Raw genomic sequence first — 15,365 nt, forward strand, 5'->3', positions numbered from 1 at the left:
TTTTACTGAGCAGGAACGATGTCACCACCGTTTGATTTGCCATTATGATCGCGTTTCACTTCTGTCAATTCATCGCCTTTGTCATTACGCAGATGAACTTCAAGTTGGTTGAAGGCGATATTAATGCCATTTTCTCGACACAGACGATCGATAGTCCGGTTTAGCTCATCGACGGTGTAGCTGCGATCACGCAGTTCACGCACATACAGACGCAGCTCATGATCCAACGTACTGGCCCCGAAGGTGGTGAAGAACACCGTAGGCTCAGGGTCGTGCATCACTTTCGGATGCTCATGGGCCGCTTTCAGTAAGATCTCACGTACTTTATCCAAATCGGAGCCGTAAGCCACTCCCAGACGGATAACCACACGAGTGATGGTGTCGGTAAGCGACCAGTTGATCAGTCGTTCCGTCACAAACGCTTTGTTCGGAATGATCACTTCTTTGCGGTCAAAGTCTGTAATCGTGGTGGCACGAATACGAATTTTGCTCACGCTACCGGAATAAGCACCAATCGTGACGGTATCGCCGATACGCACCGGGCGCTCGAAGAGGATAATCAGGCCGGAAACGAAGTTACCGAATATCTCCTGCAAACCAAAACCTAAGCCCACCGACAACGCCGCCGCCAGCCATTGCAACTTATCCCACGACACGCCGAGTGAACCAAAGATGGTCATCGCCCCGACAGCAGTAATGACGTAGTTAAGAATGGTCGTGATGGCGTATGAAGCACCCTGACGCATTTGCAGACGCGAAAGCACCAGTACTTCAAGCAAGCCCGGCAAGTTGCGAATCAGCACCCAGGCAACAGCAAAAGCAATCGCGGCAAATAACAGGCTGCCCATAGTGACGTTTTTCACTACTGCTACACCCGCTTCCGAAGCGCTATAACTCCAGAGTTGGATGCTGTCCAGGTAACCGAATACCCCGAATAAATCAGACCAAATGGTGTAGAACACCAGAGCAAACAGGGCGAACAGAGCAATGATAGCCAGACGCATAGTTTGTTGGTTGATTTGGTCCAATGCTAACGGTGGCTCTTCTACCGGCTCGCCCCCTTCTGCGCCCTCTTTCACCAGATTCTCACGGCGCGCAACGGCACGGCGATAAGCCATACGACGCGCGGCAACACTTAATCCGCGCAGGACGGTTTGATAAACCAGGTTCCAGATAAGTATCAGATAGATAGTTTCAATCCAGCGACCGGCAAGGCGAAGTGTCGTATAAAAATATCCCATCGCTGTCAGCACGATTAACACCGCGGGCACCACACCCATCATCGTGACAGTAAACAACTGCATGGTGTGGTTGTTTTTGTTGCGCCAGTTTTCACGGCACATTGGGAAGACCAGCGCGGTGATAAGCAACAGGTTGAAGAAGATGATCAGTTGACCCAACGCATCTTCAACCAGATGTAGCGGCGAACGTTCACCGAGCACCGACCAGAATAACAACGGTAATAGCGCACAACCAATACGCACCAGTTGGCGGCGATAATGGCTGCACAGCTGCGGTTGCATATTAAAGTGGCTGACAGCTACACCATTTTTAGAGAGCACCTGGTAAGTTAAGCCGAAGACTAACCAGAACAAGGAGAGCTGTTTGCAAAATGCCAGCATCGATTCGCTGATGTTCATTTGCAAGCCAGCAAACACCAGGCCGATTGAGTAGATAACCAAAGCGCCGGGCAAAACTTTAACCAGCGTCAGAGCAATGGCTTTCGGGGTCAGCATTTGGCTATCGTTACGCAACTGCCCGACACGACTCGCCTGCTTTTCCAGATAGCGGTCTATCGCTTTAAAGCGCCAGCGTATAACGCCTGCCAGCAACAAAGCAGGAATCATCAGTAGCAGGATGGCGAGAATTTTAAGCGAGTTCTCAGGCCCTTTAAAATTGAGATTGGCGTTTTTAAACTGATCGCGCAATGAAGAAGGCAATGATTTCAGCCAGTCCCAATCCATCGGCTTATTACTGGTTACCCAGAAAATTTGCTCAGTCAGGATCTGGTCGAGTGATTTCGTGACGTTTTGCAGCTGCTGCTGGTTATTCTGCAAGTTGATTGCCAGCATTAATTGCATGCCAAGCTGCTTATTCAACTGATCAAGCAATTCGCGGCGAGTATCCAGAACCTGCAATAACGCATCGTGGACTTCTGGCGTGACATCCGCTTTATGTCCATCTTCGATTTTCGCGACCAGCTCATCCGGCTGGAATAGCGCGTCACGTTGTTGGTTCACATCGAACTGTTCGAGACGAATATCCGCAATGCGGTTGGTCAGATCTTCAGTGTCTTCCGCAGACGGCAGGTTCTGTTGCTGTTGTTGGTAAAGAATACGCGACAACAACAAGCTGCCTTTCAGAACGGCGATCTGCTCTTTGAGGTTACGTTCAGATTGCAGAGCACGATCCAGTGTATTTTTAATGCGAATGCTCGAAGGCACCATTTCATTGGCATGCTGAGTGGCGTCTATCAGACGCTGACTCAGCTGATGGTTGATATCCAGCTCCTGCTTAACCAGCGGATTTTGCTGAATCTTAACGGTATCTTCAGAGTCTATGGCGTCCTGCGCGGTTTGCTGCGTAAGAGTTAAACGCTTACTGCTCGCCACTTTTTGCAGGATCTGGAGGGTCGCCTCCATTTGATTAATATGCGCGTTGGTGTAGTCACGTTGCTTTTGCAACGTATCTTGCAAGATGGTGTTGCCTTTGAGGCTGTCACGCTGTTGATCTAACTGCGCGTTCAATAATGCTTGTTGGGCCAGTAATAAAGTTTGCTGACTTGGTCGTAAGTCTACAGCGCCTGGCGTGACACCATTAAGACGATTACGAATCGCTTCAAGCTGAGTCGATGCCGCGGTCATGGCATTCTGAACACGCTCAGGTTGCGTTTGCAGCGAAATCAGTTGGCTATTCCAGGTCGCCAAATCGCTTTGCGCGTTCTGTAACTCCGTCATTAAATCATTCAGACGAGACTCAAGTTGGCGCAAACTGAGCGCTTCGATTTCCGCTTCTTCATCAGCCGGGTTGGCGTGTTGGTTTTTAATCTCGTTGAGCGCATCAGTGGCTTTACGCAGCACTTTCGGTGCTTCCGTCACCTGCTGATGGAGTTTTGCCGTTTCATCCTTGACCCGATCAATTTTATCCAGCACCTCAAGAGTCTCATTGAGATCTTGTTGGGTGAGTTTGTCATTTGGAGACAGTGTCTTTTGCTTATTCAGTGCAGACAGCTGATTTTGAATCTCATCGCGGCTCGGGAGATCGCTACCATTTTTTTGCGCCCAGACTGGCTGCGCCAGCACGCAAAACAGGCTAACGAATGCAATGAGCAAAAAACGTGCGGGTACGCGACGTGAATACAGTGAACACAAGAGTTGCGGCATAGTTTGACAGTGTTTGAGAACAGGCCGAAGGATGGCGAGTTAAAGACGAAATATGAGCCGCAAGATTAGCACGTCTTTTCGGAAAAACCTTGGTCAACTATGTTCGGAATTACCCTAATAAGCATATTTTTATTGTGGGATGGATCTCAGGGTTGGGCAGGTTTGAAACATTTCCAGCAGAATGGCGACGTAGTCCTCGGCCTGGCTGTGGAGATCAAAACTATCCGGTGCAACCAGCCAGTTTTCAATCAGCCCGGTAATATAACTACGCAGTAAAATAACGGCGTGGGGAAGTCGCAAGTTTTTTGGTAACATTTCAGCATCAATACAACGCTGCAAACTGCTCTCAATTCTCTCGTTTCCTTCCATATAAAGTTCGCGCCTGGCCTGTTGTAAAACAGCCAGTTCACCTACAAACTCGCACTTATGGAAGATGATTTCGGTCATTAAGCGGCGGCGTTCATCGGCGACAGTTGCTTGTAATATGTAAATAAGTAACTCTCTGACAACAGAAAGTGGATCGTCAGGAAATTTTGCCCGATACTCAGTTTCTAAATCGCCAATACTGGACTCAGTTAGCTCCCAGATTTCATTAAACAAATCCGACTTATTTTTGAAATGCCAGTAGATTGCACCACGGGTTACTCCCGCTGCTTTTGCGATATCTGCAAGCGAAGTTGCGGAAACTCCGTGTTGTGAAAACAAGCGGATTGCAACATCCAAAAGGTGTTGGCGTGTTTCCAGCGCTTGTTGTTTGGTTTTTCGTGCCATAAGTGGGTGAAATAACGGTAGTTAGATTTACATACATTTGTGAATGTATGTACCATAGCACGACGATAATATAAACGCAGCAATGGGTTTGTGGACATTTGATCCATTGAACAACTTTGAAATCGGACACTCGAGGTTTACATATGAACAAAAACAGAGGGTTTACGCCTCTGGCGGCCATTCTGATGCTCTCAGGCAGCTTAGTACTTACAGGATGTAATGACAAAGAGACAAAACAGAGTGCGCCGCATACCCCAGAAGTGGGTGTGGTAACTCTGAAAAGTGCTCCTTTGCAGATAACTACAGAGCTTCCTGGCCGTACAAGCGCTTATCGTATTGCAGAAGTTCGCCCACAAGTCAGTGGCATCATCCTGAAACGTAACTTCGAAGAAGGAAGTGAAATCAAGGCTGGTGTGTCGCTGTACCAAATCGACCCTGCAACATACCAGGCAGCATATGACAGCGCCAAAGGCGACCTCGCTAAAGCACAAGCAAGTGCAAACATCGCTCAGCTGACGCTTAAACGTTATCAGAAACTGTTAGGTACTAAGTACATCAGTCAACAAGACTACGACACTGCACTTGCCGATTCTCAACAGGCAAACGCATCTGTTGTGGCTGCTAAAGCCGCCGTTGAAACTGCTCGCATTAACCTTGCATATACCAAAGTGACTTCACCTATTAGCGGTCGCATTGGTAAGTCTTCTGTTACAGAAGGCGCTCTGGTGACTAGCGGACAGGCTTCTGCACTGGCAACCGTACAACAGCTCGACCCGATTTATGTCGATGTAACCCAATCAAGCAATGATTTCTTGCGCCTTAAGCAAGAGCTGGCAGAAGGCAAACTGAAACAAGAAAACGGTAAAGCTAAAGTCAAATTAGTGACCAACGACGGTATCACTTTCCCGCAGGAAGGCTCTTTAGAGTTTTCTGATGTGACGGTTGACCAGACCACCGGCTCTATCACTTTGCGAGCTATCTTCCCGAACCCAGATAAAACATTACTGCCGGGCATGTTTGTTCGTGCACAACTGGAAGAAGGTACCAATCCAAACGCGCTGTTAGTTCCACAACAAGGTGTAACTCGTACACCGCGTGGTGATGCTTCAGCAATGGTTATTGGTAAAGAAGACAAAGTGGAAGTACGCAATATCACCGCAACTCAAGCTATCGGCGACAAATGGCTGGTAACCAGTGGGTTGAAGGATGGTGATCGCGTTATTGTGACCGGTTTGCAAAAAGTGAAACCCGGTGTTCAGGTGAAAGCGCAGGAAGTGGCGGCAGAAAATAAAGGCCAGGATCAAGCAGCCGCTGGCGCACAGTCTGAACAAACGAAGTCTTAACTTAAACAGGAGCCGTTAAGACATGGCTAAGTTTTTTATCGATCGCCCGATTTTTGCCTGGGTAATCGCCATCATTATTATGTTGGCGGGCGGGCTTGCGATCATGAAATTACCGATCGCGCAATATCCAACCATTGCGCCACCGGCAATTTCGATCTCAGCAAACTACCCTGGTGCAGATGCGAAAACGGTACAGGATACCGTTACACAGGTTATCGAACAGAACATGAACGGTATCGACAACCTGCTGTACATGTCCTCATCCAGTGATTCCTCTGGTTCTGTAACCATCACCATTACCTTTGATTCTGGTACTGACGCGGATATCGCACAGGTACAGGTTCAGAACAAACTGCAACTTGCGATGCCATTGCTTCCTCAAGAAGTACAGCAGCAAGGTGTTAGCGTTGAAAAGTCTTCCAGTAGCTTCCTGATGGTTCTCGGTATGATCAACACCGATGGTTCCATGACACAGGAAGATATTTCGGACTACGTTGGCGCAACTATTAAAGACCCGATCAGCCGTACTCGCGGTGTTGGTGATGTTCAGCTGTTTGGTGCTCAGTACGCGATGCGTATCTGGATGGATCCGAACAAACTGAACAATTATCAGCTCACGCCGGTTGATGTTATTGCCGCTATCAAAGCGCAGAACGCCCAGGTAGCAGCAGGTCAGTTAGGTGGTACTCCACCAGTTAAAGGTCAACAACTTAACGCCTCTATCATTGCTCAAACCCGTTTAAAATCTGCCGATGAGTTCAGCAAAATTTTGCTGAAAGTGAATCAGGATGGCTCACGTGTTCTGCTTAAAGATGTGGCAAAAGTTGAGTTGGGCGGCGAGAACTATAACGTTGTTGCACGTTTCAACGGCCAACCAGCCTCTGGTTTAGGTATCAAACTGGCAACCGGTGCTAACGCCCTGGATACCGCCAATGCGGTACGTGCCACTGTGGAAAAACTACAGCCATTCTTCCCTGCGGGTCTGAAAGTTGTTTATCCATATGACACCACTCCATTCGTTAAAATCTCTATCAAAGAGGTAGTAAAAACCCTCGTTGAAGCAATCGTGCTGGTGTTCCTGGTAATGTATCTGTTCTTGCAGAACTTCCGCGCCACATTGATTCCAACGATTGCGGTACCAGTGGTACTGTTGGGGACGTTTGCCATCCTTGCCGTCTTTGGCTATTCGATAAACACCCTAACGATGTTCGGGATGGTGCTTGCGATAGGCCTGTTGGTTGATGATGCCATCGTGGTAGTAGAGAACGTTGAGCGTGTAATGGTGGAAGAAGGATTGCCGCCAAAAGAAGCCACACGCAAATCAATGGAGCAGATTCAGGGCGCTCTGGTCGGGATCGCGATGGTACTGTCGGCGGTATTTATACCAATGGCATTCTTCGGCGGTTCTACAGGTGCAATCTATCGTCAGTTCTCTATTACCATCGTATCGGCAATGGTGCTTTCTGTACTGGTAGCAATGATTTTGACACCAGCACTTTGCGCCACCCTGCTTAAGCCAATTGCGAAAGGCGAACACCACGAGAAGAAAGGTTTCTTCGGCTGGTTTAACAACATGTTCGACAAGAGCACGCATCACTATACCGACAGCGTCGGTAATATTTTGCGTAGCACCGGTCGTTACTTAGTGCTTTATCTGCTGATAGTGGTTGGCATGGCCTTCCTGTTTATTCGCCTGCCAAGTTCCTTCTTGCCAGATGAAGACCAGGGCGTGTTCCTGACCATGGCACAGCTGCCTGCAGGTGCGACGCAAGAACGTACACAAGCCGTTCTTGATGATGTGACCAAGTACTACCTCGAAAAAGAGAAAGACAACGTTAACTCCGTATTTACCGTTAACGGCTTTGGCTTCTCTGGTCAGGGGCAGAACACAGGTCTGGCATTCGTATCATTGAAAGATTGGGATGAGCGTCCTGGTGAAGAGAACAAGGTTCCAGCGATTGCTGGTCGCGCAAGCGCCGAGTTCTCGAAAATCAAAGATGCCATCGTGTTCGCATTCAACCTGCCAGCTATCGTGGAACTGGGTACAGCAACGGGCTTCGACTTCCAGTTGATTGACCAGGCAAACCTTGGGCACGAAAAACTGACTCAGGCGCGTAACCAATTGTTTGGTGAAGTCGCTAAACACTCTGATCTGTTAGTGGGCGTGCGTCCAAACGGCCTGGAAGATACGCCGCAGTTCAAAATCGATATCGACCAGGAAAAAGCGCAAGCATTGGGCGTTTCTATCAGTGACATCAACACCACACTGGGTGCTGCATGGGGTGGTAGTTACGTGAACGACTTCATCGACCGTGGTCGTGTGAAGAAAGTTTACCTGATGGCGGATGCGCCATTCCGTATGCTGCCTAGCGATATCAACAACTGGTATGTCCGCGGCTCTACCGGACAAATGGTGCCATTCTCAGCGTTCTCTTCTGCGCATTGGGAATACGGCTCACCGCGTCTGGAACGTTACAACGGTTTACCGTCCATGGAAATCCTTGGTCAGGCAGCTCCGGGTAAGAGTACCGGTGAAGCAATGGACCTGATGGAACAGCTGGCCAGCAAACTGCCAACCGGTATTGGTTATGACTGGACGGGTATGTCCTATCAGGAACGTTTATCTGGTAACCAGGCCCCTGCCCTGTATGCCATCTCCCTGATAGTGGTGTTCCTGTGTCTGGCTGCACTGTACGAGAGCTGGTCGATTCCATTCTCGGTCATGCTGGTTGTTCCACTCGGGGTTGTCGGTGCACTGCTTGCCGCGACGATGCGTGGGCTGACCAACGACGTGTACTTCCAGGTAGGCCTGCTGACAACCATTGGCTTGTCGGCGAAGAACGCGATACTTATCGTAGAATTCGCCAAAGACTTGATGGAGAAAGAAGGCAAAGGCTTGATTGAAGCCACGCTCGAAGCCGTACGTATGCGTCTGCGTCCGATTCTGATGACATCACTGGCATTTATCCTCGGGGTAATGCCGCTGGTAATCAGCTCGGGTGCAGGCTCTGGTGCACAGAACGCCGTAGGTACAGGGGTTATGGGCGGGATGGTTACTGCAACAGTCCTGGCTATCTTCTTCGTACCAGTGTTCTTCGTGGTAGTTCGTCGTCGCTTCAGCCGTAAGTCTGAAGATGTTGAACACACTCACGCTGTTGAGCACCACAAGTAAGTCTTAAATCTGCAATTTAACGGCCGCGCAAGCGGCCTTTTTTATATCTGCGGTTCCTATTTGTCATATTAATAAATAACGATAGTTGCTGGCTTTTTCTACGATAGGTTACTAAATGTTGCAATAAGAACTCAGTTGGACTTAAATATGATGACAAGATATTTCTTAAATTCACTGGCAGATAAGGCAAGAAGGTTCATACTTATATATTAGGATGATTCTTAATTAACCCCTTATTTACTCCCCGTTTAAGGTTCATTGCAGCAACACAATATTAACCTATTGAATATAAACTGCTTTCCCAAACGTTCACTTAAGTTAATTTATCAGACGATGCTTTTAAAAAAAGTGAAAGTCTTAATAAACATTACGTTAGAGTAAACAGCTTTGCTGTAAATGTAATTTTTCGTAATAGTGAAAGGAAATCTACTACGGATTGATTTATAGTAAACGTATATGGAATAATCGTTGTAATTGATTCCCACCTCATCCAGGTGTGTCCACCCCAAGGCGTTTTGTTTATCAAATTTTCTTCGATAAAAAGGGGCTGCATTATGGACGAATACTCACCAAAACGGCATGATATCGCGCAGCTTAAATTTCTCTGCGAAAACCTGTATCATGACTGCCTTACCAACCTTGGCGAGAGTAATCATGGTTGGGTTAATGATCCTACGTCGGCCATTAACTTGCAGTTGAATGAATTGATTGAGCATATTGCTGCTTTCGCACTTAATTACAAAATTAAGTACGATGATGAGAGTAAATTGATTGAACAAATTGACGAATATTTAGACGATACATTTATGCTGTTCAGTAACTATGGCATCAATGCCCAAGACTTGCAGAAATGGCGTAAGTCCGGGAATCGGTTATTCCGATGTTTCGTCACAGAGAGTCGCGCTAACCCTGTAAGCCTCTCCTTTTAGAACTATTACAAGATGTAATAAGGTGATTTCATGACAACAAAACCACTTACTAAGACCGATTATTTGATGCGCCTGCGACGCTGCCAAACAATTGACACTTTAGAGCGCGTAATCGAAAAGAATAAATACGAATTACCAGATAATGAGTTGGCTGTATTTTATTCAGCAGCAGACCACCGTTTGGCTGAACTGACCATGAATAAGCTTTACGATAAAATACCACCATCCGTATGGAAATTTATCCGCTAATACCCCTTAACTGTTATTACCTTTATGGTTTCAGACTGACATGCTGTTGTAATCAGCCGCAACTGGATTCAGAAACTCTTTTAGTCACTTAACAGAGTGCTAAATAGATATTTATCCTGGGCTGTTCAGCTTTCGAGATACAAGCTGCTCATCGCTCTTTTGTAAGGCTTACTACATTCTGTCCGTCGCTCCCCTTAATTTGTGATTGTTAATAGCACATTTAACCATGTGATTACCGTCACAAAAAGGAACTATAGCCACATTAATTACAAACTAATCGCTTAGGGTAACGGGTGTCCTGTCTATTTTAAAAGGCATCACCATGAGTGAAGAAAAAAAGAAAATGATTGCAGGCGAACTTTATCGCCCTGCAGACCAACAGCTTCGAGATGACCGCGTAAAAGCGCGCCATCTGATTCACCGTTTTAATCACACCGCTCCAGATGAAAAGGCCATTCGTAGTGAACTGCTCGAACAACTATTAGGCCAAAGTCTGGATGCTTATATTGAGCCATCGTTTCGTTGTGATTACGGCTACAATATTTTCCTCGGCAAAAACTTCTACGCCAATTTTGACTGTGTGATTCTCGACGTTTGTCCTGTCCACATCGGTGAGAATTGTATGTTAGCCCCAGGTGTTCACATTTATACTGCGACTCATCCGCTGGATGCTGAAACGCGCAACAGTGGTGTTGAATTTGGTAAACCTGTCTCGATTGGCAATAATGTCTGGATTGGCGGGCGCGCGGTTATCAACCCTGGTGTGACTATTGGCGATAATGTAGTGATAGGTGCCGGCTCCGTCGTCACGAAAGATATTCCGGCGAACTCGGTAGTTGCTGGAAACCCAGCTCGGCTGATTAAAATGGTGCCTGACACGCCACATTAACTGTTATGGTTTTTTATGGCGAAACTGTTACTTTTTTACCCTCGCAGGGCTTCTTAAAATAACAGTTCTCTGCCTGTCGCGTTCCTGTTCAGAAGGCCATCATGACTGAAATTCAGCGTCTGCTCACCGATACAATCGAACAACTCAATGCGGAAGAAAAACGCGACAATCGCCCGCGTTTTAGCATCAGCTTTATTCGCAAGCATCCGGGGTTATTTATCGGCATGTGGATAGGTTGGTTCGCAACACTATGGGTGATGCTGGAATCGGATACTCTGTCGGGATCGGTTTGGCTATTGGTTGTGTTGTTTGCGCTGCTAAACGGCTTTTTCTTTTTTGATGTGAATCCCCGTTACCGCTATGACGATATTGATGTGCTTGATTTACGCGTTTGCTATAACGGTGAGTGGTACAACACGCGTAACGTTCCACCCACATTGATCGATAAAATCCTGCATTCCCCTGGTGTTGACGAACAACAAAAATCGTTACTGCATAAGATGGTGGCGACGAAAGGCGAGCTCTCATTTTACGATATTTTCTCGCTCGGACGTCCGTAACGTTCACAGCTTATAAGAGCCAAGGGGCGAAGTACCCCTTGTCTTAACGCCGCTTCTTCCCGCCCTGCACCGCTTTGAAACGCGGGTTACTTTTGCAAATCACATACAGCCGCCCTTTACGCTTCACAAGCAGGCAATCTGGATGGCGCTGCTTTGCACTACGTAATGAATTCAGAACCTGCATCTCTTACTCTCCCTTGCCAAAAAAACGACCGAAACGCTGCTGGAAACGAGCCGGACTGCCTTCATTGGTGAATGTTCTTTGTTTACCGGTGTAATGTGGATGAGAGGCCGATGAAACCTCCAGTGTGATATAGGGATATTTCACACCCTCAAGCTCAATTTCCCGGTCTGTCTTGATAGTCGAACCCACTTTGAAGAACTCATTGGCGGTGGTGTCGTGGAACACGACTGTTCGATAGAAAGGATGGATGTCACGTTTCATTTTCTTTTCCAAGATATGTTATAACATAACAACAAGGTAAAAGATGAATGAAAAAAAAGCAAGCCTGTTTGGCAACAAAGCTTAAGAACCGTTGATTGCCAAATTCTGCAAATGCTTAGAACCCCACCCGGCAATAACTTAGAAGATAACAATATTGGGCGGCGTGACGCACTTGCGGCAATGTCATTTCCACGAACAACACATCAATCCAGAAGGGATAAACAATGAGTCAGCGCTGTCGTTGTGAAAATTATTGTTGGGCTAAAACATCAATACGTGACGGGAAAACATCTGAATTACGTGGAGTTCAAAATGAGCAAAACAACGACCCAGGCATTGCCAATACTCGATCTCTTAGCCCTTGATGGCACCGATACCGATCGCGCAGCCTTTCTTGAACAACTACGCCATGCTGCTCGTGACATCGGCTTCTTTTATCTGATAAATCATGGCATCAGCCCGGAACTGCAACAGGCCGTTCAGGATGAAGCCCAGCTGTTTTTCTCTTTGCCTGACGCAGAAAAACAAAAGGTCGCGATGATTCACTCCCCGCATTTTCGCGGTTATAACCGCGCCGCCAGCGAATTAACACGTGGTAAACCTGACTGGCGTGAGCAATTTGATATTGGCGCTGAACGCCCGGTACTTTCCGTCAGTCCATCGCAGCCTGGCTGGCTGCGTCTGCAAGGGCCCAACCTGTGGCCTGAATCGTTGCCAACTCTCAAGCCGACTCTGTTGCAATTTCAGCGTGAAATGACCGCTGTGGCGTTGAAATTACTACGCACTTTTGCATTAGCGTTGAAGTTACCGGCTAATAGCTTTGATGACCTGTATGGCAACAAACCCAACGAGCATATCAAGCTGATTCGCTATCCTGGCCAACAGGCTACCGATAGCAATCAGGGTGTTGGCGCTCACAAGGACTCCGGCTTCCTAAGCTTTCTGCTACAAGACAGGCAGCAGGGTTTACAGGTTGAAGTCAACCCCGATAACTGGATAGATGCAGCCCCTTGCCCGGTAGCTTTGTGGTAAATATTGGTGAGTTGCTTGAATTGGCAACCAATGGCTACTTGCGCGCCACGGTTCATCGAGTGGTTTCTCCACCGCCAGGGCGGGAGCGCCAGTCCATCGCATTTTTCCTCGGCGCACAGTTAGATGCCGTGGTTCCGGTTTATACATTGCCTCCTGAGCTTGCAAGCCAGGCTCATGGCCCGGAAAGCGATCCTCACAACCCGTTACTGCGTGATGTTGGCTGGAATTACCTGAAAGGCCGCCTGCGATCTCATCCCGACGTGGCAGAACGTTATTATCCGGATGTCTTGCGTAGCAGCACTGAACTCATCGCTTAAATATTGAAGGAAACCACCATGAAATATGCCTCTTTTAAACTGGCAGGGATCGCGTTGTCTTTGACTCTGGCTTTCAGTGCTCAAGCAGCAGATACCTTACGTATTGCAGCAGATGCTGTACCACACGCAGAAATTCTGGCCTTTGTGCAGAAAATCGATCCTAATTTAAAACTCAAAGTCATTGAGCTCAGTAACGGCGTAAATGCCAACGAACTGCTGGCCAACGGCGATGTGGACGCCAACTACTTCCAGCATGTTCCGTATTTACGCGACCAGGAGAAAGCGTTAGGTAAAAAATTCACCGTTGCGGCCACTGTTCACATCGAGCCACTGGGGATTTACTCACACAAATATAAAGACCTGAAAGCGGTGCCGGAAAATGCCACCATCGCCTTACCAAATAACGTCACCAACCTAAGTCGGGCACTCTATCTTTTGCAGGACAAAGGGCTTATCACCCTGAAACCTGAGTTTAAAGATGCAGCGCAAAACCAGGCGACACCGCGCGATATCGCCAGCAATCCTAAAAAGCTGAAGATAATTGAAATCGAAGCACCGCAACTGCCGCGTTCGCTGGATGATGTCGATTTAGCCGTGATTAATGGTAACTACGCATTGGAAGCTGGGTTAACTCCGTCAAAAGATGCGCTGGGGTTGGAAAGTGCCACTCATAACCCGTATGCCAATATTCTGGTCACCAACCCAAATCTGGCAAACGATCCACGCATCAAGGAGCTGGCGAAAGATCTGCAATCACCGCAGGTTGCTGATTTTATTCGCAAGCAATTTAATGGCTCAGTGATCCCGGTTGCTACGCCACAGTCATGATAACCCTTGAGCGGCTGAGCAAAGTGTATGCCGGAGGAGGCCAACCGGCACTGGATGATGTCTCACTGACTGTGCCAGACGGCGCAATCTACGGCATTCTCGGGCGCAGCGGCGCTGGAAAAAGCACCTTGATTCGCTGCCTTAATTTGTTGGAGCGGCCCACTTCGGGCCGCATTCTGATGCAAGGTGTCGATATCACCACTCTCAATAACCGCGAGTTGCGGGTACACCGCCAACGCACCGGAATGGTATTCCAACACTTCAACCTGATTCATGCGCGAAATGTGGCGGACAACATCGCCGTACCGTTAGAAATTGCGGGACTTCCCCGTGAAGAGCGGCAAAAACGCATCACTGAGCTACTCGAGTTAGTCGGCCTTAGCGATAAAGCACAGGCTTTTCCTTCTCAGCTTTCCGGTGGGCAAAAACAGCGTGTGGGGATTGCTCGCGCGCTGGCTGCTCATCCTGATGTTCTGCTGTGTGATGAAGCAACCAGCGCATTAGATAGTGAAACTACCGCGTCCGTGCTGGCACTACTAAAAAATATTAACCATAAACTGGGGGTCACCATTGTGCTGATAACCCATCAACTTGAAGTCGTGAAAGCTATTTGCGACCACGCAGCATTGCTGGAAAACGGCAGGCTTATAGAAAGCGGCTCGTTGTCTGAATTACTGCTCATCCCCAGCTCCCGTCTGCGCCAGGCGTTACTCCCTGGAGATGCGGCCGAACAAGCATTCTTACGCCGTATCGGCGTGACAAGGAGTCTATTATGCGAAGTCGCCTAGACTGGGATGATTTATGGCCATTACTGTTAGATGGCACACTGGATACGCTGTACATGGTCAGCCTCGCAGCACTCTTTACCGTGCTGATTGGATTGCCGTTGGGGGTGCTTTTATTCCTCACTCGCCGTGATGGAGTATTGCCCGCTCCGCTATTCAATCAGGTCATTGGTAGTGTCGTGAATATCGGTCGTTCACTGCCGTTTATTGTGCTATTAATTGCGCTGATCCCCTTTACCCGCATAATTATCGGCACCACGTTAGGCAGCACAGCCGCAGTGGTTCCGATAACAATTGGCGCCTTCCCCTTCTTTGCGCGGGTAGTAGAAAACGCGTTAGATGAGGTCGATAAAGGTCGCATTGAGGCCATTTTATCCATGGGAGGAAATGTCTGGCATATCATCAGCAAAGTACTGCTGCCCGAAGCGCTGCCTGCTCTGCTGGCAGGGATCACCCTTACCATCGTAATGCTAATCGGCTTTTCGTCGATGGCTGGTGTGATTGGCGGTGGCGGCCTGGGAGATCTTGCAATTCGCTACGGTTATCAGCGATTTAATGACCAGGTCATGGTGGGCACCGTTGTCATTCTGGTGGTGATGGTGCAATTAGTACAAAGTATTGGAGACCGTCTGGTGCGCCGCCTGGCGCACCGACGTTAATTT

Annotated in this window: 13 protein-coding genes and 1 pseudogene; 10 read left to right on the forward strand and 4 right to left on the reverse strand. The window is 48.0% G+C overall.

From position 1 onward, the window contains the following. Nucleotides 1–2: 2 nt before the first annotated feature. Nucleotides 3–3,383, reverse strand: coding sequence for a mechanosensitive channel MscK (gene mscK / locus LVQ76_RS02130; RefSeq protein WP_232864137.1), 3,381 nt, complete (start codon nt 3,381–3,383; stop codon nt 3–5). 129 nt (nt 3,384–3,512) lie between these two features. Then, entirely contained in the window at nt 3,513–4,154 is a 642-nt protein-coding gene (gene acrR, locus LVQ76_RS02135) for a multidrug efflux transporter transcriptional repressor AcrR (RefSeq protein ID WP_151994773.1), read from the reverse strand. A 143-nt stretch (nt 4,155–4,297) separates the two neighbouring features. Here acrR and acrA point away from each other — a divergent pair, with 143 nt between their 5' ends. The 6 genes from acrA to LVQ76_RS02165 all read left to right on the forward strand — a co-directional run bounded on the left by acrA (nt 4,298) and on the right by LVQ76_RS02165 (nt 11,296). Continuing rightward, a complete protein-coding gene (acrA, locus tag LVQ76_RS02140; RefSeq protein ID WP_034458072.1) occupies nt 4,298–5,497 on the forward strand; it encodes a multidrug efflux RND transporter periplasmic adaptor subunit AcrA in 1,200 nt (399 codons plus the stop codon). A 22-nt stretch (nt 5,498–5,519) separates the two neighbouring features. Next, complete coding sequence (gene acrB / locus LVQ76_RS02145) at nt 5,520–8,669, forward strand: multidrug efflux RND transporter permease subunit AcrB (RefSeq protein WP_232864136.1); 3,150 nt, start codon at nt 5,520–5,522, stop codon at nt 8,667–8,669. A 554-nt stretch (nt 8,670–9,223) separates the two neighbouring features. Next, the gene (gene tomB, locus LVQ76_RS02150) at nt 9,224–9,598 is read left to right on the forward strand and encodes an Hha toxicity modulator TomB (RefSeq protein ID WP_034458068.1); all 375 of its coding nucleotides are present in this window, start codon (nt 9,224–9,226) and stop codon (nt 9,596–9,598) included. 30 nt (nt 9,599–9,628) lie between these two features. Further along, nucleotides 9,629–9,847, forward strand: a complete 219-nt coding sequence (hha, locus tag LVQ76_RS02155; RefSeq protein ID WP_034458066.1) for a hemolysin expression-modulating protein Hha — start codon at nt 9,629–9,631, stop codon at nt 9,845–9,847. Nucleotides 9,848–10,169: 322 nt separating this feature from the next. After that, nucleotides 10,170–10,736, forward strand: coding sequence for a maltose O-acetyltransferase (gene maa, locus LVQ76_RS02160; RefSeq protein ID WP_232864135.1), 567 nt, complete (start codon nt 10,170–10,172; stop codon nt 10,734–10,736). A 101-nt stretch (nt 10,737–10,837) separates the two neighbouring features. Next, a complete protein-coding gene (locus tag LVQ76_RS02165; RefSeq protein ID WP_134183996.1) occupies nt 10,838–11,296 on the forward strand; it encodes a YlaC family protein in 459 nt (152 codons plus the stop codon). A 43-nt stretch (nt 11,297–11,339) separates the two neighbouring features. Here LVQ76_RS02165 and ykgO read toward each other — a convergent pair whose 3' ends face one another. Next, on the reverse strand, nt 11,340–11,480 hold the full coding sequence (ykgO, locus tag LVQ76_RS02170) for a type B 50S ribosomal protein L36 (protein WP_232920866.1): 141 nt from the start codon (nt 11,478–11,480) through the stop codon (nt 11,340–11,342). A 3-nt stretch (nt 11,481–11,483) separates the two neighbouring features. Continuing rightward, on the reverse strand, nt 11,484–11,741 hold the full coding sequence (locus LVQ76_RS02175; RefSeq protein WP_064516693.1) for a type B 50S ribosomal protein L31: 258 nt from the start codon (nt 11,739–11,741) through the stop codon (nt 11,484–11,486). Between the two features lie 312 nt (nt 11,742–12,053). On the opposite strand from LVQ76_RS02175, the pseudogene LVQ76_RS02180 reads away from it, so the two are divergent. The 4 genes and pseudogenes from LVQ76_RS02180 (at nt 12,054) to LVQ76_RS02195 (ending at nt 15,362) form a co-directional block, all read left to right on the forward strand. Continuing rightward, nucleotides 12,054–13,090 (forward strand): annotated as a pseudogene (locus LVQ76_RS02180) (isopenicillin N synthase family dioxygenase). An 18-nt stretch (nt 13,091–13,108) separates the two neighbouring features. Further along, nucleotides 13,109–13,918: a MetQ/NlpA family ABC transporter substrate-binding protein gene (locus tag LVQ76_RS02185; RefSeq protein WP_232864132.1), complete on the forward strand. Its 810-nt coding sequence runs from the start codon at nt 13,109–13,111 to the stop codon at nt 13,916–13,918. After that, nucleotides 13,915–14,706 (forward strand): methionine ABC transporter ATP-binding protein, encoded by a 792-nt coding sequence (locus tag LVQ76_RS02190; RefSeq protein WP_232864131.1) that lies wholly within the window; start codon nt 13,915–13,917, stop codon nt 14,704–14,706. The genes LVQ76_RS02185 and LVQ76_RS02190 overlap by 4 nt, the downstream gene beginning before the upstream one ends. Further along, nucleotides 14,691–15,362: a methionine ABC transporter permease gene (locus tag LVQ76_RS02195; RefSeq protein WP_232920867.1), complete on the forward strand. Its 672-nt coding sequence runs from the start codon at nt 14,691–14,693 to the stop codon at nt 15,360–15,362. The genes LVQ76_RS02190 and LVQ76_RS02195 overlap by 16 nt, the downstream gene beginning before the upstream one ends. The last annotated feature ends 3 nt before the right edge of the window (nt 15,363–15,365 follow it).

The organism is Buttiauxella cochleicola, from assembly GCF_021283185.1.
In the GTDB taxonomy this organism is placed as follows: Bacteria; Pseudomonadota; Gammaproteobacteria; order Enterobacterales; family Enterobacteriaceae; genus Buttiauxella; species Buttiauxella massiliensis.